14 protein-coding genes are annotated in these 21,023 nt (G+C 40.5%); 9 read left to right on the top strand and 5 right to left on the bottom strand.

Translation table 11 applies throughout. The features are described 5' to 3' along the window. Nucleotides 1-9: 9 nt before the first annotated feature. The 7 genes from K6V30_RS25490 (at nt 10) to K6V30_RS12400 (ending at nt 11,790) form a co-directional block, all read left to right on the top strand. Nucleotides 10-1,233: a RagB/SusD family nutrient uptake outer membrane protein gene (locus tag K6V30_RS25490; protein ID WP_022300796.1), complete on the top strand. Its 1,224-nt coding sequence runs from the start codon at nt 10-12 to the stop codon at nt 1,231-1,233. Continuing rightward, the gene (locus K6V30_RS25485) at nt 1,233-2,033 is read left to right on the top strand and encodes a RagB/SusD family nutrient uptake outer membrane protein (protein ID WP_022300797.1); all 801 of its coding nucleotides are present in this window, start codon (nt 1,233-1,235) and stop codon (nt 2,031-2,033) included. Before K6V30_RS25490 ends, K6V30_RS25485 begins: the two co-directional genes overlap by 1 nt. 313 nt (nt 2,034-2,346) lie before the next feature. Next, complete coding sequence (locus K6V30_RS12420; protein WP_081030855.1) at nt 2,347-5,034, top strand: glycoside hydrolase family 2 protein; 2,688 nt, start codon at nt 2,347-2,349, stop codon at nt 5,032-5,034. A 50-nt stretch (nt 5,035-5,084) separates the two neighbouring features. Further along, entirely contained in the window at nt 5,085-5,579 is a 495-nt protein-coding gene (locus K6V30_RS12415) for a sulfatase-like hydrolase/transferase (protein ID WP_010537372.1), read from the top strand. Nucleotides 5,580-5,689: 110 nt separating this feature from the next. Continuing rightward, a complete protein-coding gene (locus tag K6V30_RS12410; RefSeq protein ID WP_010537371.1) occupies nt 5,690-8,128 on the top strand; it encodes a glycosyl hydrolase family 95 catalytic domain-containing protein in 2,439 nt (812 codons plus the stop codon). Nucleotides 8,129-8,187: 59 nt separating this feature from the next. Continuing rightward, the gene (locus K6V30_RS12405) at nt 8,188-9,765 is read left to right on the top strand and encodes a beta-N-acetylhexosaminidase (protein ID WP_010537370.1); all 1,578 of its coding nucleotides are present in this window, start codon (nt 8,188-8,190) and stop codon (nt 9,763-9,765) included. A gap of 1,125 nt (nt 9,766-10,890) precedes the next feature. Then, on the top strand, nt 10,891-11,790 hold the full coding sequence (locus K6V30_RS12400; RefSeq protein ID WP_010537369.1) for an IPT/TIG domain-containing protein: 900 nt from the start codon (nt 10,891-10,893) through the stop codon (nt 11,788-11,790). Between the two features lie 55 nt (nt 11,791-11,845). Here the strand turns inward: K6V30_RS12400 and istB are convergent, their stop codons facing one another. The 3 genes from istB to K6V30_RS12385 form a co-directional block, all read right to left on the bottom strand. Beyond that, on the bottom strand, nt 11,846-12,619 hold the full coding sequence (gene istB / locus K6V30_RS12395) for an IS21-like element helper ATPase IstB (protein ID WP_010535747.1): 774 nt from the start codon (nt 12,617-12,619) through the stop codon (nt 11,846-11,848). Then, a complete protein-coding gene (gene istA / locus K6V30_RS12390) occupies nt 12,609-14,174 on the bottom strand; it encodes an IS21 family transposase (RefSeq protein ID WP_055269897.1) in 1,566 nt (521 codons plus the stop codon). The genes istB and istA overlap by 11 nt, the downstream gene beginning before the upstream one ends. Before the next feature lie 739 nt (nt 14,175-14,913). Then, nucleotides 14,914-16,593, bottom strand: coding sequence for a leucine-rich repeat protein (locus tag K6V30_RS12385; protein ID WP_029425446.1), 1,680 nt, complete (start codon nt 16,591-16,593; stop codon nt 14,914-14,916). A 742-nt stretch (nt 16,594-17,335) separates the two neighbouring features. Between K6V30_RS12385 and K6V30_RS12380 the strand changes: the two genes are divergently transcribed. Next, entirely contained in the window at nt 17,336-18,109 is a 774-nt protein-coding gene (locus K6V30_RS12380) for an IS5 family transposase (protein WP_010537365.1), read from the top strand. 100 nt (nt 18,110-18,209) lie between these two features. Then, nucleotides 18,210-19,082 carry a DUF4595 domain-containing protein gene (locus K6V30_RS12375; RefSeq protein WP_055269892.1) on the top strand — a complete coding sequence of 291 codons (873 nt, stop codon included), beginning with the start codon at nt 18,210-18,212 and terminating at the stop codon, nt 19,080-19,082. 649 nt (nt 19,083-19,731) lie between these two features. Here K6V30_RS12375 and K6V30_RS12370 read toward each other — a convergent pair. Together K6V30_RS12370 and K6V30_RS12365 are read right to left on the bottom strand one after the other, a co-directional pair. Beyond that, nucleotides 19,732-20,196, bottom strand: coding sequence for a lipocalin-like domain-containing protein (locus K6V30_RS12370; protein WP_010537362.1), 465 nt, complete (start codon nt 20,194-20,196; stop codon nt 19,732-19,734). An 18-nt stretch (nt 20,197-20,214) separates the two neighbouring features. Further along, nucleotides 20,215-21,018: a DUF1573 domain-containing protein gene (locus K6V30_RS12365; RefSeq protein ID WP_029425443.1), complete on the bottom strand. Its 804-nt coding sequence runs from the start codon at nt 21,016-21,018 to the stop codon at nt 20,215-20,217. Between the last annotated feature and the right edge of the window lie 5 nt (nt 21,019-21,023).

Raw genomic sequence — 21,023 nt, 5'->3', positions numbered from 1 at the left:
TGATGACATATGAAAAAGATAATTAAATACTTATTTTTGCTGACAGGGGGAAGCTTTATACTCACTTCTTGCAACGATTTTCTGGATAGAGAACCTTTGGACAGTGTAACCCCGGACAACTTTTTCTTTACCGAAAATGACTTGGCTGCCTATGCTGTAAAGCATTACAACTTCACGACTCATGAGGGATTTAATGCCGGTATCTGGAAAAATGATAATGCAACTGATAATCAGGCCGCCACTAACTACGATAAGAAATGGATTCCCGGTCAATGGAAAGTTCCGGAAGCTTATGATAACCCTGCAAGCAACGATCCGTGGCATTTTGCAGCCATTCGTGAAGCTAATTATTTTATCGAAACAGTCGTTCCCCGTTTTGAAAAAGGAGAGATAGAAGGTTCGGAAGTAAACATCAAACACTATATTGGTGAAATGTATTTTCTTCGTGCCAAGAATTACTTGTCAAAACTGGAGACTTTCGGTGACTTCCCGATTATAAAAAACACATTACCGGATGAAAATGAACCTCTGACTCAGGCCAGCAAACGGGAACCCCGGCATAAAGTAGCACGCTTTATTTTAGAAGACTTGGATCAGACAATCGGTTTACTGACCAATAATATATCCGGTGGCAAGAACCGAATCACAAAAAATGCTGCCTTGTTATTGAAATCCAGAGCAGCCCTGTTCGAAGCCTCCTGGCTGACTTATCACAGAGGTACCGCCTTAGTACCGGGTGGTAGCGGATGGCCGGGAAAAGCAGAGGACATTGCAGACTTCAATATCGACACGGAAATTGCATTCTTCCTGAAAGAAGCCAAAGAGGCAGCTAAAGAGGTAATCGGCAACGCAGCTTTGATGCAGAATACAGCGAAAGATTGCATGGATGAAACAGTTAAAACGGACGAAGATAAATATAAAATGAGTAACCCCTATTTTGCTCAGTTCTCAGCGAATAGCCTGGAAGGATATTCAGAAATATTATTGTGGCGTGCATATAATCTGCTCGATTATAAAATTGTACATTCAGCTCCTTTCTATATCCGTGTCGGCGGAAATACCGGATTTACCCGGCAATATGTAGAAAGTTTCCTTTGTCGTGATGGCAAACCGATCTATACAACCGACCAGTACAAAGGAGACAAGTCATTATTGGATGTACGTAAAAACAGGGACTTACGTTTACAACTGTTTCTGATGACACCAGGTGAAACTCTTAGTCCGAATATGTGATGAATGGTACTCCTGATTTGCTTCCGGAGGTTCCAGGACTTTTGGATATAACGGAAAAGAGATGTGTAACAGGCTATCAGGTCCGTAAAGGACTCTCAGGAAACTGGTATCGTGATGGTAATACAGCGATTGAAGGTTGTCCGGTATATCGTGTAGCCGAGGCCTATCTCAACTACATCGAAGCTGACTGTATGGAACATAACGGCACTTCCATAGGTTCGGAGGCAGCAGGATATTGGGGAGATCTTCGTGAAAGAGCCGGATTGCCGAGAGACTACACAGTAACAGTGAACAATACCGATCTCTCCAAAGAACTTGACTGGGCAGCATATTCGGCAGGTAAGCAAGTCTCTCCTCTATTATACAATATCCGTCGTGAACGGCGTTGTGAATTGCTGGCGGAAGGTCTGCGCATGCTGGATTTGAAACGCTGGAGAGCACTGGACCAAGTTAAGCATTTTGTAATTCAAGGAGTTAACATATGGGAATCCGATTTAAAGGATCAGTACATGCAGGATGGAAAAAATCTTCTGGTACAAGAAGGGACGGAAGGACAAACTTCCAATGTCTCAAGCTATGTGAATAGTGGTAAATATCTATGCCCTTACCGCACTGTGAAGACAAATAATCTCATGTACGATGCAGGATACTCATGGTGTGAAGCGCATTATCTGAATCCTATCGCTATCACGCACTTCAGAATTACTACCTCCAATCCTAATGATCTGAATACTTCTATTATTTATCAGAATCCGGGATGGCCCCTCCAGGCCGATGAAGGATCTGACAATATAGAGTAGAAAATTAAAAAACGAAGAAGAAGAAGTTATTGCAAAAGACTGGATAACAACAATATATATTATCCTAAAAAGGGAAATAAGGATAATTACAACTTCTGCAATACTTCTTCTTTAACTACCGTGCAAAGCCACCCGCATATAATAAAAGACTGTCAAACGAACCAGGCAAATATTTAAGAAAGAATAAAGCTTAGCGTCCAATGTTTAGAAGTACGGGAAAATTTGTACCTTGCCCAGACAAAGTTCTATAGCAAAACAAAATAACCTAATTATTAATACGAGAAAAAACTCAATCAAGTAAACTCTAAGAATTATGAAACACCCCCTCATCTTCTGGAAAACGGTGCTCATCTGCCTGATGCTAGCCGGAAAAACAGGAACTTATGCAGACAACTACCAACCATCTTACTCTACAGCCGGCTTTTATTCACTATCCAACACAGGACGTACAATATATAGTATGAATCCCGCCTGGCGCTTTCATAAAGGAAACATCAAAGGAGCGGAGCAATCTGGATTTAATGACAAAAGCTGGGATGTCGTATCCTTGCCCGACGGCATAGAATACCTGCCTACAGAAGCAAGCGGATGCATCAATTATCAAGGCGAAGTCTGGTATCGCAAGCACTTTACTCCGGAACAAAGCTGGAAGGGAAAACAACAGTTCCTCCATTTCGAAGCCATTATGGGAAAGTCGAAAATATGGGTGAACGGAAAATTACTAAAAGAACACTTCGGCGGTTTTCTGCCTGTTATCGTAGATGTTACTCCGTATCTGAACTATGGCGAGGATAATGTGATTGCCGTATGCGCGGATAACAGCGATGATCCCTCCTATCCTCCCGGAAAACCGCAAGATGCACTCGACTTTGCTTACTTTGGAGGTATTTACCGGGATTGCTGGATGATAGTCCACAATCATGTATTCATCACCGATCCCAATTATGAAAATGAAACTGCCGGAGGGGGATTGTTTGTCTCCTTTGACAAAGTATCCGAGCAATCAGCATTATTAAAACTGGATGCCCATATACGCAATAATTCAGAAAAGTCATTCAGCGGAAAAATCGTCTATGAACTTTATGACCGCAACGACAATCGTGTCCTTTCGAAAGAAACTAATTTGTCGGTAAATAATGGGAAAGCCAAACAATCTTCATGCAAGGCAACCATAGAAACACCACATCTTTGGTCGCCCGACAGCCCTTACCTTTATAAGCTCCATGTTTATGTGAAAGATAGAGCCGAAAACATTATTGACGGATATTACCGACGTATTGGCATTCGCAGCGTTGAATTCAAAGGTAAAGACGGTTTCTGGCTGAACGGAAAGCCTTATCCTTATCCTCTCATTGGGGCAAACCGCCATCAGGACTACGCTGTAATAGGCAATGCTTTACCTAACAGCCTTCACTGGCGCGATGCAAAAAAACTACGTGATGCCGGTTTGCGTGTCATCCGTAATGCCCATTATCCACAAGACCCTGCATTTATGGATGCCTGTGATGAACTGGGACTGTTTGTTATAGTCAACACACCGGGGTGGCAGTTCTGGAATGACGAACCGATTTTTGCTCAACGGGTATTTAGTGATATCCGTAATATGGTACGCCGAGACCGGAATCATCCGTGTGTATGGATGTGGGAACCTATATTGAACGAAACCTGGTATCCTGCGGATTTTGCCAAGAATGTAGTGGATATTCTCAACGAAGAATATCCGTATCCCTATTGTTATGCAGGATGTGATGTTACTGCAAGAGGACATGAATACTTCCCAATCCACTTTACCCATCCTATAAATGGAGGCGGGGGAGCCTTTAATACCGAATCTCTGGACCCGAAAATCAGCTATTATACCCGGGAATGGGGAGATAATGTAGACGACTGGAATTCTCATAACTCACCCAGTCGGGCCAACCGTGGCTGGGGAGAAGTACCCATGTTGATACAGGCACAAGGATATGCCAAAAATGACTATCAACTCACCAGTTATGATGCACTATACAGAACTCCCAGACAGCATATGGGCGGTTGCCTCTGGCATTCATTCGACCACCAGAGGGGGTATCACCCCGATCCATTCTACGGAGGAATCATGGATGCTTTCCGACAGCCTAAGCTATCTTATTATATGTTCTATTCCCAGCGTCCTGCCGAACCCAACAAAGGACTGATAGCGGATAGCGGACCGATGGTTTACATAGCCAACGCCATGACTCCTTTCTCTCCGAAAGAGGTGACAATATATAGTAACTGCGACGAAGTGCGTCTTACATATTGTAAAGGAGGCAAACAATATACTTATCATAAGCCGGTAAATGAAGCCGGCATGCCTTCGCCAATCATCACATTCAAAGATGTCTTTGATGTCATGTATGACAAAAAGCTGGCGCGAAAAGGGAAACAGGCAGATTCCTATCTCTTGGCAGAAGGAATAATGGATGGAAAGGTGGTTGCAACACACAAAGTAACTCCTGCGCGTCGTCCTGCAAAATTATTACTTTGGGCAGACGATGAAAAAGTACAAATGAAAGCGGACGGTTCGGACATCGTGACTGTAATAGCAGCTATCGCAGATGAAAACGGAAATATCAAACGTTTAAACAATTACGAAGTAAAGTTTGAAATTGAAGGGCAGGGGCAACTTGTTGCCGACGAAGCAACCTTTACCAATCCCCGTCCGGTTCTCTGGGGAACTGCTCCGGTACTTGTAAGATCTACCACCACACCGGGAGAAATTAAGATTCGTACATCAGTGGTATGGCAAGGCAAACATACACCGGTTTCAAGCGAACTGGTTATCCACACTTTCCCCTCAGAATATACTCTGATCACGAATAAAGAAGAAATGATACAAGCTCAATCAACAGACAGACGTACCAATGAAAAAGCCAGTACCGTTTCATCCGATTGCGAGAAGCGTGTCCGTGAATTGCAACAGGAATTAAACCGTCTGAAACTGAGAGAAGTAGAGAAACAGCAGAGTGATTTTGAATAATCACCACATTATAAATAGGATAAACACAAACTTATTAAAATTGCAATAATATGAATAGAATATTATATACTTCATTTTTATTAGGAGCAGGCTTCACCTGCATAAAAGCCCAGTCAAGTACTCCTCCTAACATTGTATTGATTTTATGCGACGATATGGGCTTTTCCGACCTAGGTTGTTACGGAAGTGAAATCCAGACTCCCAACATAAATAATCTCGCCGAAAATGGTATCCGCTTCAGCCTGTTCAAGAACACAGGCAGAGATCTGTTTTTTGAGCATCAGAGCTACTGCGCCATTATTTCCGACCACTGGAAACTAGTACGTGGCAGCCGGAATGAGCCATGGGAATTAATAGAGTTATCGACCGATCCGTTTGAAACGAAAGACCTGTCTGCCCAGTATCCAAAACTAGTAAAAAAGCTGGAAATCAAGTGGAATAAATGGGCGGAACGGTCTAATGTGTTTCCACTCGAAAACAAGCCCTGGTCCGAAAGAATCAGATACTATATAGAACGAAACCCAGAGCAAAATGGAAAAGAATAATATTTTTTTTAGGAGATAGTCGTTTTTTTACTATTTTTGCGGTGAGTCACAAGACCGACATCTAATATATTTTCCATTATACACCTAATATTAATAAAAACACAACGACGATGAGAAAAAAATGCTCGTTTCTATTTTGTATTTTATTTACATTCCTTACGGGACATGCAGAAAGTATAGAATACACTAAAGGACTTTCTATTTGGTTTGATACCCCTAACACTTTGGAAGGACAAGCAATCTGGCACGGTAGAAAATCAGACACCAGTTGGGAATCACAATCATTGCCTATCGGCAACGGAAGTATTGGTGCCAATATTCTGGGTTCAGTAGAAGCGGAGCGTATTACTTTTAATGAGAAAACACTCTGGCGTGGCGGTCCTAACACAGCGAAGGGAGCGGATTATTATTGGAATGTGAACAAACAGTCGGCTCATATATTGGATGAAATACGGAAAGCGTTTATAGAGGGAGACCAGCAGAAAGCAGAAAAGCTGACACGGGAGAATTTCAACAGTGAAGTTCCTTATGAATATTCCGGAGAAAAGCCTTTCCGCTTCGGTAATTTCACCACCATGGGGGAGTTCTATATAGAAACCGGATTGAACACAGTAAAGATGAGCGAATACAAACGCATCTTGTCGCTGGACTCGGCAATGGCAGTAGTCCAATTCAAAAAAGACAATGTGGCTTATCAACGCAACTATTTTATTTCTTATCCTGCCAATGTAATGGTCATGCGTTTCAGTGCCGACCAACCAGGTAAGCAGAATCTAATTTTCAGTTATGCACCCAATCCGATGTCTACCGGACAAATCGCTATTGATGGCAGTAACGGTCTTGTTTATTCTGCTTTTCTGGAGAACAACGGAATGAAATATGCAGTGCGTATCCAAGCTACAGTGAAAGGCGGAACTTTGAATAATTCAGATGGAAAACTTACAATAAAGGACGCAGATGAAGCGGTGTTCTATGTCACTGCTGATACCGATTATAAAATGAATTTCGCACCGGACTTCACCGATCCTAAAACATATGTCGGTGTTAATCCACTTGAAACAACGCAGCAATGGATGGAGGATGCAGTAGCCAAAGGATATACCAACTTACTGGACGAGCATTATAAAGACTACGCCGCTTTGTTCAACCGGGTGAAACTGGAGTTGAATCCTACAGTGAAAACTGCAAATCTGCCGACAGAACAACGACTAAAAAACTATCGGAAAGGACAGCCGGACTACTACTTGGAAAAACTCTATTATCAGTTCGGACGCTATCTGCTGATAGCCAGTTCACGACCGGGCAATATGCCCGCCAACCTGCAAGGTATCTGGCATAACAACATAGACGGGCCTTGGCGTGTGGATTATCATAACAACATTAATATCCAAATGAACTACTGGCCGGCCTGCTCTACAAACCTGGATGAGTGTATGCTTCCGTTAATCGATTTTATCCGCACCTTAGTGAAACCGGGGGAAAAGACCGCTCAGTCTTATTTTGGTGCAAGAGGATGGACAGCATCTATCTCCGCCAACATCTTCGGCTTTACTACCCCATTGGAAAGTCAGGATATGTCATGGAATTTTAATCCGATGGCAGGTCCCTGGCTGGCAACCCATGTCTGGGAATATTATGATTACACCCAAAATCTGAAATTTCTGAAAGAAACCGGATATGAACTGATTAAGAGCAGTGCGAATTTTGCAGTTGATTATCTATGGCATAAGCCCGACGGCACATATACAGCTGCGCCATCTACTTCACCGGAGCACGGTCCGATTGATCAGGGAGCTACATTTGTGCACGCAGTAATCCGTGAAATCCTATTGGATGCCATCAAAGCAAGTAAAGAACTGGGAATAGACAAAAAAGAGCGTAAGCAATGGGAACATGTACTTGCCAATCTCACCCCTTATAAAATAGGACGCTATGGTCAGTTAATGGAATGGTCGGTTGATATTGATGACCCGAAAGATGAACACCGCCATGTAAACCATCTGTTCGGCTTACATCCGGGGCATACCGTTTCTCCTGTCACTACTCCCGAACTGGCAGAAGCTGCTAAAGTAGTATTGGTACATCGTGGTGACGGAGCTACCGGTTGGAGTATGGGATGGAAGCTGAACCAATGGGCACGCTTGCAAGATGGAAACCACGCTTATACCCTTTTTGGCAATCTGTTGAAGAACGGAACAATGGATAATTTATGGGATACACATCCTCCTTTCCAGATTGACGGAAACTTTGGTGGCACAGCCGGTATTACAGAAATGCTATTGCAGAGCCATATGGGATTCATCCAATTACTGCCTGCCCTGCCGGATGCGTGGAAAGACGGTTCAATTCAAGGTGTATGCGCCAAAGGAAATTTCGAGATAGGTATTATATGGAAAGACGGACTCTTGAAAGAAGCTACCCTCCTATCTAAGGCAGGACAGAATTGTACCGTGAAGTATGCTGATAAAACAATCTCGTTCAAGACTGTAAAAGGACATAGCTATCAGCTAAAATATGACAAAGAGAATGGATTAATAAAAATCAAATAACAACACTTAGACTTATGCCATTTTAAATGAATACAAAAACATTTACCCCCAAATCGACCATGAAAATTTATACTTGTCTTTGCCTGCTTTTTTTAGCCGGTTATCTGGTTGCCCAGAATAACACTTCGGCATTGTTGCCTATGCCCAATCAGATTACCTCAGTAAAAGGGAAACCCTTCACTGTCCGTTCCGGAAAAACGGCCATCTATATGGGTCAGCCGGAGTTGCAGTTTACTGCCAATACACTGCAAAATATATTATATGACAGAATGCAAGTAGAAATCCCACTTGCCTCCGAATCCGGCCATGCTGATATCCGCTTGTTAATTGATCCTGCAATGGATGGAAAAGAACACTATCGTATCGAAATAACTTCCAAAGGAATAACTATCAGCGGAGCTACCGCAGGAGCAGTCTATTATGGAATCATGACGATGGATCAGCTTCTTTTAGGTGACGCGTGCGCCACTGCACAAAAAGAGATTGCTCCTGTCCACATTGATGATGCGCCCCGCTTTTCTCATCGGGCACTGATGCTCGACCCTGCCCGTCATTTTCTTCCGGTAAATGATGTGAAGTTCTTCATTGACCAGATGGCACGTTACAAATACAACATACTCCAACTGCATTTGACAGACGACCAGGGATGGAGAGTCGAAATAAAAAAACATCCTAAATTGGTCGGCAAAGATTATTATACGCAAGAGCAGCTTGCCGAAATCATCCAATATGCTGCCCAACGGAATATCGAGGTCATTCCCGAACTGGATATCCCCGGACATACAGTAGCTATATTAGCTGCCTATCCCGAATTGGGATGTACTCATACCGATACGCTGCCTAAGATAGTAGGTAAAACTACAGATTTAATGTTGTGTGCGAATAATGAGAAAGTGTATTCCGTCTATCAGGATATCATCAAAGAAATATCTTCATTGTTCCCATCCGATTATATACATTTAGGAGGCGACGAAGCTGTAATAGAAAAGAACTGGACCAAGTGTACCCGTTGTCAGGCTATGATGAAAGAACTAGGTTATCAGAAAGCATCACAGCTCATGATTCCTTTTTTCAGCCGCATGCTTTCATTCGTCCAAGAAAACGATAAGACTCCTATACTTTGGTGCGAACTGAATAACATTTATCCACCTGCCAACGACTATCTCTTTCCTTATCCCAAAAACGTGACTTTAGTAAGTTGGCGCGGAGGATTGACGCCTACATGCCTTGAACTCACCCGAAAACATGGTAATCCGCTTATCATGGCACCAGGTGAGTACGCTTATCTGGATTATCCGCAACTGAAAGGAGATTTTCCCGAGTTTAATAATTGGGGCATGCCCGTTACTACTTTAGAAAAGTCGTATCAATTCGACCCGGGATATGGCGTGTCCGCTGAAGATCAGGCTCATATCACCGGAGTTATGGGAACTTTATGGGGAGAAGCCATACGGGACATAAACCGGGCAACTTATATGGCATATCCCCGCGCTTTCGCATTGGCAGAAGCCGGATGGACACAAATGAAATCCCGTAATTGGGAATCATTCAAACAACGTCTTTACCCCAATCTGACTAACCTGATGAAGAAAGGAGTTTCGGTACGTGTGCCTTTTGAGATAGTTGACAGGAAGTAAAATCTCAATTATAAGCCATTTAAGTGCTATTCCAACTAGACAAGCCAAAAACTATCTATTTTTAGGGATAGGACATTTATGTAGCTATTCAAATAGCATATAAAGTTGGAAGCATACTACTATTCTTTATTATACTAGTACACAGTCAGATATATATTATTATATTCTCAAAGTATTCTCATGCCTTTGAGAAAAAAGTCTCACCTTAATGAGAAAAAATACTCATCTCTATGAGAAAATTTTCTCATAGGGGTGAGAAGTTATTCTCATTGAAGTGAGAATAAAAGGTCTTTGTAGGAATCTGATAATGACTCAGTATTTCTCGTTTTATAGATGCTTTAATTCATTACGGAATAAAGGAATGGACACTTTTTTGATGCGGCAACTTTGATATTTCAAATAAGTTCTTGTGGAACTTGGTTGATTCTGTCTTTAAATAGATCCAATACTGTTTGTATTCACCAATAATCTCATTTTTACGTGTGCAAATATAAAACTATTTTTTAAAGAATAATATAATAACCTCATTTTTTCTTTATTTTCCTCCTAATAAAATGTTTTTTCCAACATATCCTCATCAAAATACTACAATTTGAGTATCTAATTTAGTACTCAAAACATAATAAAAGTCATTCTTATTCATAATACACTCATTGACTATTATTTATCTTTTCTCCCTCTAATACTATTAAGTTCCACAAGAACTAAGATACAATTTGTATTTTTATAGAAACAAAACAGCATAGTTCAGCATTGAAGAAAAAAAAGATATGACACGTCAACCTTCTAGTATAAATAAATCAACAAATCTGCTTATGAATTCATAAAAATAAGTCCATTTAATGTACGCATAACAGTACAAAAGCATACATGATTAAAGATCAATCAAGTATAAAGTAAGATAAAGTCCTATATCTAGGAAAACACAATGAAATATTGCCCATAAAAAAACAGGCAACCATATAAGATAACCTTAATCATTCACCTAAAATCAGATTCATGGAAAATACATCTTAGCAATCCGTTCAGAAACTTCATCAAGCGAAGTTCCCTACTTCTCCTTGGTGTAAATAAAGTTACTTAAATCGCTCCTTGACAAGGAGTATTAATACTTAAATACTATTTATGAAAAAGAAAATCACACAAACTTTACTGCCAATCATTATGGGATTATCCGTAATAACGCAGTTTGCCTGTTCGGATGACAATAAATCAGGCAGTAATTATAATGGCCCTCTAAAACTAACTACTTTTTATCCGGATTCAGGATATCTTTCCTCCAAAATTATAATAGAAGGTGAAAATCTGGGAACAGATGCTTCTAAATTATCAGTATACTTTAATAAAAAGAAAGGTTACATCTCACAAGCAGCCGGAAATATTCTGATGGTCTATGCTCCCAAATTGCCGGGAGATACCTGCATCATTTCTGTAGTTAAAGGAAATGATTCTCTTACCTTTGATAATAAATTCCGTTACATCTCCCGTTTTACAGTGGAAAATGTATGCGGTAAAACAGGAAGTAGATACAATATTGGCGGAGATCTCGCCAGTACAACTATTGAAGGCTGGAGATTGAAAGTAGGATGTTGTGATCCGGAAGGTAATTACTATTCATGTTATTCTTGGTTTGGACACAATGGGGGTCTTGCATTAATCAGTGAGAAAAAGAACCTGTCAAAGAAAATCATATCAGAACTGGTTAATGATGTAATGTATCATAAAGTAACAGAGAAACTGTATGCTGTAAGCACACAAAAAAACGTCATTTATGAAATTGATCCTTCCAACGACTGGAAAGTCAAGCGACGTTACTTGAAGCCACAGGACCCTCCCGACAAACAAGTTGACTACAACTCCACATCCTGTATAGCTTATTGTACTGTAGATGGTTACTTTTATGGCCGTACGGCAACCAAACAATTATTCCGCTTCAAACTTGAAGATATGGTGGAAAATATAAAGTCACTTGACCCACTATTATACTCCCACTTGACCCATCAAAAATATATTAGAATTAAGTAGAGAAAAATGCATTTTAACCCGGGTCAGTTTTAATTATAATTCTTTACAGTAGATACTACTTCTTTTTAGCATTAATCTTTCTTACAGAATCTCCCGTAAGTTCAATTTTGTGTGCAGTATGTACAATTCTGTCCAGGATTGCATCAGCTACCGTAGGATCACCAATTGCATCATACCAACTTTCAACAGGAAGTTGTGATGTTATTATGATTGATTTTAATCCGTGTCTGTCTTCTATTATTTCCATAAGGATTGACCTTTCCTTGGCATCCAGTCCTATAAGAAACAGATCGTCAAGAATAAGAAGTGAACACTTTTCAATTTTTTTCATCTCTGCGTCAATAGTCCCCTTGTTTTTGGCAAGTTTAAGCTGTCCCATAAGCTTTGACGCATTAGAGTATAAGGTCCTGACTCCATTTTTGCATGCTTCATATCCTATTGCTGAAGCTATATAGCTTTTGCCTGTTCCAGAGCTTCCTGTGATAAAAATATTCTGTCCGTCTCTTATAAAATCAAGAGAAGCAAGTCTCTCGAGCTGGTTTCTGTCAAGGTTCCGTTTTATTGTATAGTCTATTTTCTCCATATATGCCTTATATCTGAAGTTTGCAGACCTTATCAGTCGTTCAATGCTTACATTACGTCTGTAATCATACTCGCTTTCAAGAAGCCATTTCAGGAACTCATCGTTTGTCATACCATCAGAGGATGTTGTCCTGCAGTCATTTCTGTATGTTTCAAGCATACCGTAAAAACGTAATTTAGAGAGTAACTCCATTATTCTGTCCATATTTTTTTCGACAGTTCTGTTTGTTTTATTATTACTTGTCATTTTTTTCTATGTTTTTAGAGTTAAAATAATCCTTACCTCTGAGATTTCTGTGTTTAGTGGTAAGTTCGGGAGCCAGCCCTTCCATTTGTACATGAAACTTTTCATCTTCCCTGTTTACCAGAAGACTTTCAAGTTCGTTGAATCCGAACATGCATGATTCCATTGCTATCTGGCATGCAAGAACCACTCTGTCGTGTCCGAAACGTTCGACAAGACATAATATACCATCAGCTGAACGTACGGCCTGAACGGGATATTTTTTGGCAACAGCCACTAGCTTTATATACTCTTCCATTACCGGATCGATTTCACGTGCCTTTCGGTATACATCATCCATTCTGATTCTGTATTCATGTAGTACTCCGGGAAGTTTATGGGAAGGTTTTTCTGAATATGTGAAAGGAGTATCATCTCTGCGGTGTGTCGTTATATGTCTGAATTTATGATATATCTCCACTGTGTCCTCATCATACAGTAATTCTACAGTATCGCCGATATACTCTTTAGGGACACTGTAATAGTGATTGTTAAGCGATACATAACTGTTTCTCATGACAGTTGCCATTTTTCGGCTTTTTGATATAAATCTTGTAGTCGGTAATGTATGCAGCCTGTCTTTCTCTACCTCCAGGAAACGCTCCTTACGGCTGTAGCTGCGGTTGTACATTTTTCGACTGTTCAATGCATCCGTATGTTTCATTATTTCTATGTTCAAGGCTTCAAGATCATTGAATTTCAATCCTGTCATCTTTGAGTAGACCTCCCTGTAAAGCAGTCTTACGGCATTTTCAACCAAAGCCTTGTCTTTGGGTTTGCGAACTCTTGCCGGAAAGACAACACATCCGTAATGGTCTGCAAATGCAGCAAAGTCATCATTTATTACAGGCTCTATTCCACCGGGCTTTGTTACTGCAGATTTGAGGTTGTCGGGAACTATGGCATTGGGAACACCTCCAAAATAATGGAAAGCATTTTCACATGCCTGGATAAGATATTCTTTCTTTTGCGATGGTACAGCCTCGTAATAAGTAATCTGGCTGCAAGGAAGTATCGCAGCAAAGACTTCTACGGGAATCTTATTCCCTGTATTACTGTCTGAAATATAGAGTTTGTCACCGGCAAAATCCACATACATCTGATCACCCGCTATATGATCTATGCGTCCAACAGGTATTTTTACTTCCTTCTCACGTCTGATATATAAGCAAAATGAACAGTAACTGTAACCTTGAGGACGGTTTTTCAGATATTCCTCATACAAGGACCTTCTTGTTGTTCCACGGGATTTAAGTCGTTTAATGTACTCTGGTATATGTTCTTGAAGATACATATACTCTGCAGATCCTGCTGATTCGTTGTCTGTCTCAGCACTGAAAAGTTCATACAAATGATGCTCGTCCATTTTCAATAGGCGTTCCAGCTCTATACCCATATCTTCGTATATACGGACATACCGTTTTACTGTATTACGTGAAATCAGAAGGGAAGAACTGATACTACGGATACTCATTCCTGACTGGAAACACCGCAGTATGTGCTTGATTCTTATTTTCATTCTTTAAAATTTTTATTCGGTTAATAATACCGGGTTAAAATGCTTTTTAAAGTACAAAAACAAGACTGAAATATGGTAATTCTGTAGGGTCAGTTTTGGTTATAATCCAAGTGGATCAGTTTCGGTTATAAAGGTGGGTCAGGTGACTTTTATAATAATGGGTCAAGTGACTTTATATTTTCCATCTTATGCTAAACGTGTATTTCTAACAACAAGCCTCTGGCGATAGCTCGCTGGGGGCTTTCTAACCTTTGCACATATAAAACTATATCGGAATATTACACTACAAAAACAAGCTGCCGGTTATTACAAAATAATATTGTGTGTCTGGTTGATTGGTATGGTTCTTCCATAATGCGGACAAATCCTAGCAACAAAATGTTAAAATTAAATATATTATAAATATTAATATAATATATTTACAATAAGTGCATTACGAAATTTGAAACCTCAATTATTTATATTTAAAAACATACAATTTGCATATAAATGAGGCGGGATTAAGAAAACAGAAGTGTCAAAATACCAATTCAGAAATAAAAAATAATGTAACTTCTTTAGTCTTATTTTCATCTATTCACCACATAGCAAAAGTAGCAAAATATGCTGGCAAAAAGCTATTTTATTTTCTTTTTGCCAGCACCACCCTTCTTGTTGGTAATATAAAATCTTGACAATATAGAGATTGTACGTGTTTTCGTAAACTTAGGTTCGGTTTTGACTATTACATATCATAATTTTAGTTTTCGGCAAAAGAGATGCTTTTCCACGCATGGCCTTTCCATTCTTCCCTTTGCCAGAATTCATTCCAAGTCTCCCCCTTTTTGTTAGCATTCAGCGTAAGGTCTACGTTCTTGGCTATTGAGTCGGCAGAACCGAAAGTCGTGTTTTGGACACTAATCCCTCCCTCTGCCAGCAGATAGAGTTGGGAGAGAGCTTCACAACTTGTAAATACGTCGCGACCGAAATAAGTAGCTTTCGGAAGCCGGACACTAACCAGCGAACTACAATTCATCAGAGCCGACAAGCCGATTTCAGTAGCTTCCGGAAGTTCTATCTCCTTCAATGCTTTACAACCACTAAAAGCCATATCGCCCAGCGTTGTCACTTCAGGCAAATACACTTTCTCCAGCTTCGAGCAGTAGTTAAAGGTGCCGCCTATCCGTGAGGTGGCATCTTCGTCTGCAATCTCCCCTATCGTTGTTACTTTCGGAAGGTTTACTTCCGTCAACTGTTTGCACGTTGAGAAAGCAGAGCCTCCCACCGTTGTCACATTGGGTAAATCGACTTTTGTCAAGGAAGTGTACGAAAAACCACTATTGCCTATTTCTGTAAGTTCAGGCATATTTACCTTTGTGAGTTGGGAACAAGACGAAAAAGCAACGACACCAACTTTCTGCACGCCCGGCATTTCTACTTCCGTTAAACTACTACAGCCGGAGAATGCGCCTTGGTCTACTACCTGCACGCCCGGTGCTATTACCGACTTCAGGCCGGTACACTTGTAGAAAGCATACCCCCCTATGGCTTGCACCTCTTTCGGAAGCACGACCTTTTGGATGCCCGTGAAGTCGGGGCCTTCGTAAGTATAGAATGCATTCGCATCAACGCTGGCTAACCCGTCCTCATTCACTGGCCAGTCCGTCACGCCGGAAAAATCAATCACTTCCGCCTTGATGCCATTGAATATATTGGTCGTCCATCGTCCCACTCCCGAATAGTCGCCGACAAGCACGAAACGGGTGACACCTTCCTGGGCGGCTTTGCTGACAGCCTCGGCCAATTCTTCCTGCGAACCTCCCCCCAGTTGCACGGTGGCTTGTCCATCCTCCACTTCGACTATCGAAATCTCTACGGTCACTTCGCAGGTGGCAGTCTTTTCGCCCGCTGTGGCTGTAATGATAGCGTTGCCTTGGCCGACAGCAGTCACCAGACCTTCCGATGAGACAGTGGCAACAGCCTCGTCCGATGAACTCCAAACCGCTTCACCGGCACCTTCGGGAGCAACCGTAGCCGTGAGTTGGACCGTTTCGCCGACTTTGGTCATTGTCAAGGTAGCGGGCGATACCGTTACGGACTGTACCTCCCATGTTACCGTCACTTGGCACGTGGCACTCTTGCCGCCTGCCGTGGCTGTGACGGTAGCGGTGCCCCTATTCACTCCTGTCACCAATCCATTTTCTGATACAGTTGCCACTTGTGTGTCCGAGGAACTCCATGATACCTTTTTCTCCGTAGCTTCTTTGGGAGTTACTTCTGCTTGCAGTTGATAGGTCTTGTCACGTTCCAAACTGATACTTAAAGGTGAAATACTGATACTTTCCACCGTTACTATAGACGGTTCACTCTCATTGTCCGAGCATGCAGTCAGTGTAAAGGCTGCCAGTAGTCCGAACATGTACATCATTTTTGCTTTCATATTGATACTACTTAATACTACATGATTTCGCAATCCCTTGAAATCAACAATTTAAATATAAGAATACGTGGGATGCCTATGCTACATTCTAAATTGGAGGTCGTAGGAATAACCTTTACACACGAATGCAGTAATAGCAGCCCACGCTATATGCGTGAGAACCACTATGCCATCCTTGTGTGTAATTGTGAAATTTCCTATGTTTCCAATTCACAAGATAAGCATAACGCTTCTTCAAATTCTAATATGTCTTGGAGGGAGTTGCTCTCTCCAAATGCAAAAATATGAAAGACAAAGCAACATTATCATATTTTCACGTTTTTTTGTTGACATATTTAATCAATATTTCATAAAACAGAAAAAACATCTTATTACAGTAAAAATATTAATGACCAAGTTTACTGAAAAGTGATTAAATTTGTTATTATAAAGCATTAATTGAAGAACACAACAGAGAAGAAATATCAACTCTATATTTCTATCAGTCACACAAATTACTAGTTCTGCAAAATTTACATATTGATTCGTGAGAATATGATCGGCTTTCTCACCAAACAAAATCTGAGGAGTATTATTTAATATAATTTATACTTCTATTTTTGGCAAACTTGAAACTTTGCAATATTAGAAGCTGTTTAAAATTAGTAGAAAAATAATGTTATATGAATATATAATAAATTGAATATCAGTTGGTTAATCGAAATATATTTCATAACTTTATGAGTATCAATCAATTAAGGTCATGGAACAATACTCAACCAACCTTACTGATAAACAGTGGCAAGTTATTGAAAAAATCATCAATCCGCAAGAAAGAAAGCGAAAATATTCTCTCAGAAACATCATGAATGCGATTCTATATCTTCTCAAGACAGGCTGTCAGTGGCGCATGATTCCAAAGGACTTTGCACCTTGGGAGAGTGTATACTACTACTTCAGCAAATGGAAGAACGAAGGTGTTATTGAAGACCTTTTGGATAACATCCGTTCACAAGTTCGCACAAAGTCCGGTCGTGAGAAGAGCCCCAGTCTTGGCATCATTGATTCCCGTAGTGTCAAGACATCTCACCATGTGGATTCTGACAGAGGGCTTGATGGAAACAAGAAGATTAAGGGCAGAAAACAGCATATTATAGTTGATACTCAGGGCAATCTGATGGCTATAGCCGTACATGAAGCCAATGTCCATGACAGCAAGGGAGCACCGGAGGTTATTGAAAAACTGTCTTACAAATTCCCTCGTCTCGCCAAAATCCTTGCGGATGGTGGCTATAGAGGAAACCTCGCTGATTGGGTACTTGATAAGTTCGGATGGGAGCTGGTAGTTGTCCTCAGTTCAGATGAATGCCCGTCCAAATTCAAGGTAATCCCCAAGCGGTGGATAGTTGAAAGGTCATTCGCGTGGCTGGAAAACTTCAGAAGACTCACTATTGACTATGAGTATCATGCCGACACTGCCGAAACAATGGTTCAACTTGCTTTCTGTAAAATCATGTTTAACAAAATTATTGGATAATTTTTAAACAGTTTCTTATTATAATTACATTTTATTTATATTTAACAATCATTTTATAACCATAATTTTTTTTAACAAAATCACCCCTATCATTGTCAGCATGAGTTTATGTCTGGGCTTTATAGCTTGTGATGATAATGATGAAAATGATGACAGTGTAAATACTTCTATTGTAGTAAACCCAGCGAAAGTTTTTACAGGCGGACTCCCAAAATCTGTTTCAGGCATGTTTATTTCTCAGAATAAAGATGGACTGGTAACAAGCATTACAACTGATGAGGGCAAAAAGGCCGTCTTCGAATATTTTCCTGGTACACGAGCGGAGGCTTCAATAAATTCAGCCAGAATAACAGTGACGGACGAAAACGGTGATATGACTGAACTGAACTTGCAGCTCAACAGTGATGGCTATGTAAAATACTGCAAATCAATAGACCACGCTGGTATTCCCGACACCGATGAGTTTACTTGGGAGATGGAATACGATACCGAGGGACATTTAATTGAAATGAGATGTTCCGAAAGCGATGGTGAGTTAACGAAGATTACTTATAAGGATGGTAATGTCGTGGCTACTTCCACCCAATCTTTTTTGGATTATGATGGCGAGGATATAAATGGCGATGGGAAAATTGATAATAACTACATATGGCCTGACACTGAAATCTACTATACAACAGATGAGATTACAACTCCTATAGAAAACAAGGGATGTCTGATGCTGTTTGACGAACTACTGGATGTGGATATGGACGAGATGATATATGCTTACTATGGAGGTATGCTGCTCGGTACGGCTACAAAGCATCTGCCGCTTAGGATGCATGCTCCCTATGCACATGACTCACAGGGATTTTATTTTAGTGACTATGATTTTAAATGGACGTTAAATTCCAATGGTTACCCAACGGAGTTGATAGTGAAAAGACCTGGAGAAGGAACGTGGGAAGACAGATATTCATTTGCCTGGTAAAACTTGACCAACCTGCTAATTTTTGCTCTTGGTAAATATTTATAAGGAGAGAGGCTAAAGCATGTACAACCGTCTACAATAGCAGGTACCCCCTTTTTGAGCGTACAAGATTTTATGTGCTATAAAAAGATACAATTTACACATACATCATTGATATACAGTAGCATACAAAATCAAGCAAAAGCAATTGTGGCCAAAGCTATAGTCCGATTAGGACCAAATGGGCCAAGTTTATTTTATTTTTAATTCGTCCCAGTTTTAATGGGACACTAGTGATCTGATATGTTACATTAAAGACGGAAGGGTGTACATCGTAATTCACATTGTCTCATTGAATATTGTTTATTTTTTGGAAAAGAAAAACTTTCTTCATTGTTCCAAAGACAGTGCTCTCATTTCTAAAAAAGGGCTATATCTTCACAGACATGCCCTCTAAATGTTGTTAAACTTTAATTACTCCTCTCTTAAAATAGAAGAGGTTATAGAATTTATTTTGAGAATTTTATATTGTCAAATGAGGTGCCAAAACATCTTGAATATGGAAACTACTCTTTTCACATAGCTGTAGTAGGGATAATTTTTCAAGAAAAGAGTTTTTGACTCCCTCTACGGATAACGTTCGTTATTACTAAAGAACTTTGAGACCTTCCTAAAAGTCTCGAACTTCATTTTCTATTTCTTCGGGAACCTTATCGCAGCGTTCAAATTTTTGTACATCTGATGAAATATCTTTTATAGTCCAAATCATGGAAGTGGGCAAAAGATCGGTTATGATATAGGAATTGGCCCATTCACCATTGCCGAAATCATAGTCCCCACTAATGATATAGCCTAAATTCTTTTCTTTTTCAATCTCAAAACTACCCGTTTTGAGACTGGGGTACATACTGTCAAACTTATCATACATTTTATAAGTCTTATTCTTACGGTTGAATGTAATGTAGCAGTAACTGCCTGCTTGCAGGGGAGCGCCGTTCCATTCCACCAATTTCCAAGTCCCGTCCAGATTAGCAGCTGTAACGTTCAATGTAGACAGTACTTCCTCATCATCGTCACAGCCTGCGAAACAGAAAAGCGTCAAGAAAAGTGTCATTATTCTGAATAAGGGTTTCATATTTCTTGTTTTTATTTTTTAGTTTTTAATAATTACTTCAATTGTTTTTTCCGAAGGTTTGCCTATCACACCATCTATAATGAGAGAAAGATGTTTCTCCTCAGTATGGAAACTGGGCAATTTTTCCTTATCAAGTGTAATCACAAGATCACCTTCCTGCCCGGGAGCAAGTACTGCAGGTTCGGTATGGAATTTTAGGCATGAAGGCAGCAGTAACGCATTCAGTTTGAGTGGGTGATCTCCACTATTGGCACATGCTATGCGTTCAATGGTCGTCTTTCCTGCTTTACTGAATGACACCTGCTTGCGGGCAAGTCGTAGATGTCCCATATTTTGAGGCAGGTGATTCCATTCATCAGACGCACTGACATAGCCACATAGTGACAATCGTGCCACAGGTGAAAAATCAGACAGATTGGTATATACCAATGCTTCTGCATCAACTGTGCCTGGTCTGTTCCTGGGATGAAAAGTCAGGCTAATAATACTTTCCTCATTGGGTGCCAATGGCTTTTTGCAGAATCCGGCAACAGTACAACCGCACGTAGTGGTAACTTTGTTCAACGTAATGGTTTGCTGACTTACATTCTGAAAATGGAAGTATACGGTTTTGGGTTGACTTTGTTCATTTATGGTACCTACTGACAGGCGGCACGTATCAAAATGAAGAAATTCCCCGGCTTGCTCCAACAAAACAGGATGTACCTTGGCTTCTATCTCTTCACGGGACATTAACCGCCATTCCTGCGCTTTTATTACAGGAATGGAACCGGTTAATCCGCCCACAAAGACTGTCAGTATCATCAATTGTCGCTTCTTCATGTCCA

Source organism: Bacteroides faecis, assembly GCF_020091505.1.
In the GTDB taxonomy this organism is placed as follows: domain Bacteria; phylum Bacteroidota; class Bacteroidia; order Bacteroidales; family Bacteroidaceae; genus Bacteroides; species Bacteroides faecis.
The sequence above is the reverse complement of the archived record's forward strand: the minus strand, read 5'-3'. Positions and strand labels throughout refer to the sequence as shown.

Excerpts from the sequence above, each read along its gene's own strand:
- istA (WP_055269897.1), bottom strand. The coding sequence starts at position 14,174 with ATGAAAATAAGAATCAAGCACATACTGCGGTGTTTCCAGTCAGGAATG.
- K6V30_RS25490 (WP_022300796.1), top strand. The coding sequence starts at position 10 with ATGAAAAAGATAATTAAATACTTATTTTTGCTGACAGGGGGAAGCTTT.
- K6V30_RS12380 (WP_010537365.1), top strand. The coding sequence starts at position 17,336 with ATGGAACAATACTCAACCAACCTTACTGATAAACAGTGGCAAGTTATT.
- K6V30_RS25485 (WP_022300797.1), top strand. The coding sequence starts at position 1,233 with ATGAATGGTACTCCTGATTTGCTTCCGGAGGTTCCAGGACTTTTGGAT.
- K6V30_RS12405 (WP_010537370.1), top strand. The coding sequence starts at position 8,188 with ATGAAAATTTATACTTGTCTTTGCCTGCTTTTTTTAGCCGGTTATCTG.
- K6V30_RS12385 (WP_029425446.1), bottom strand. The coding sequence starts at position 16,593 with ATGAAAGCAAAAATGATGTACATGTTCGGACTACTGGCAGCCTTTACA.
- K6V30_RS12370 (WP_010537362.1), bottom strand. The coding sequence starts at position 20,196 with ATGAAACCCTTATTCAGAATAATGACACTTTTCTTGACGCTTTTCTGT.
- K6V30_RS12410 (WP_010537371.1), top strand. The coding sequence starts at position 5,690 with ATGAGAAAAAAATGCTCGTTTCTATTTTGTATTTTATTTACATTCCTT.
- K6V30_RS12400 (WP_010537369.1), top strand. The coding sequence starts at position 10,891 with ATGAAAAAGAAAATCACACAAACTTTACTGCCAATCATTATGGGATTA.
- K6V30_RS12420 (WP_081030855.1), top strand. The coding sequence starts at position 2,347 with ATGAAACACCCCCTCATCTTCTGGAAAACGGTGCTCATCTGCCTGATG.
- K6V30_RS12415 (WP_010537372.1), top strand. The coding sequence starts at position 5,085 with ATGAATAGAATATTATATACTTCATTTTTATTAGGAGCAGGCTTCACC.
- K6V30_RS12375 (WP_055269892.1), top strand. The coding sequence starts at position 18,210 with ATGAGTTTATGTCTGGGCTTTATAGCTTGTGATGATAATGATGAAAAT.
- K6V30_RS12365 (WP_029425443.1), bottom strand. The coding sequence starts at position 21,018 with ATGAAGAAGCGACAATTGATGATACTGACAGTCTTTGTGGGCGGATTA.
- istB (WP_010535747.1), bottom strand. The coding sequence starts at position 12,619 with ATGACAAGTAATAATAAAACAAACAGAACTGTCGAAAAAAATATGGAC.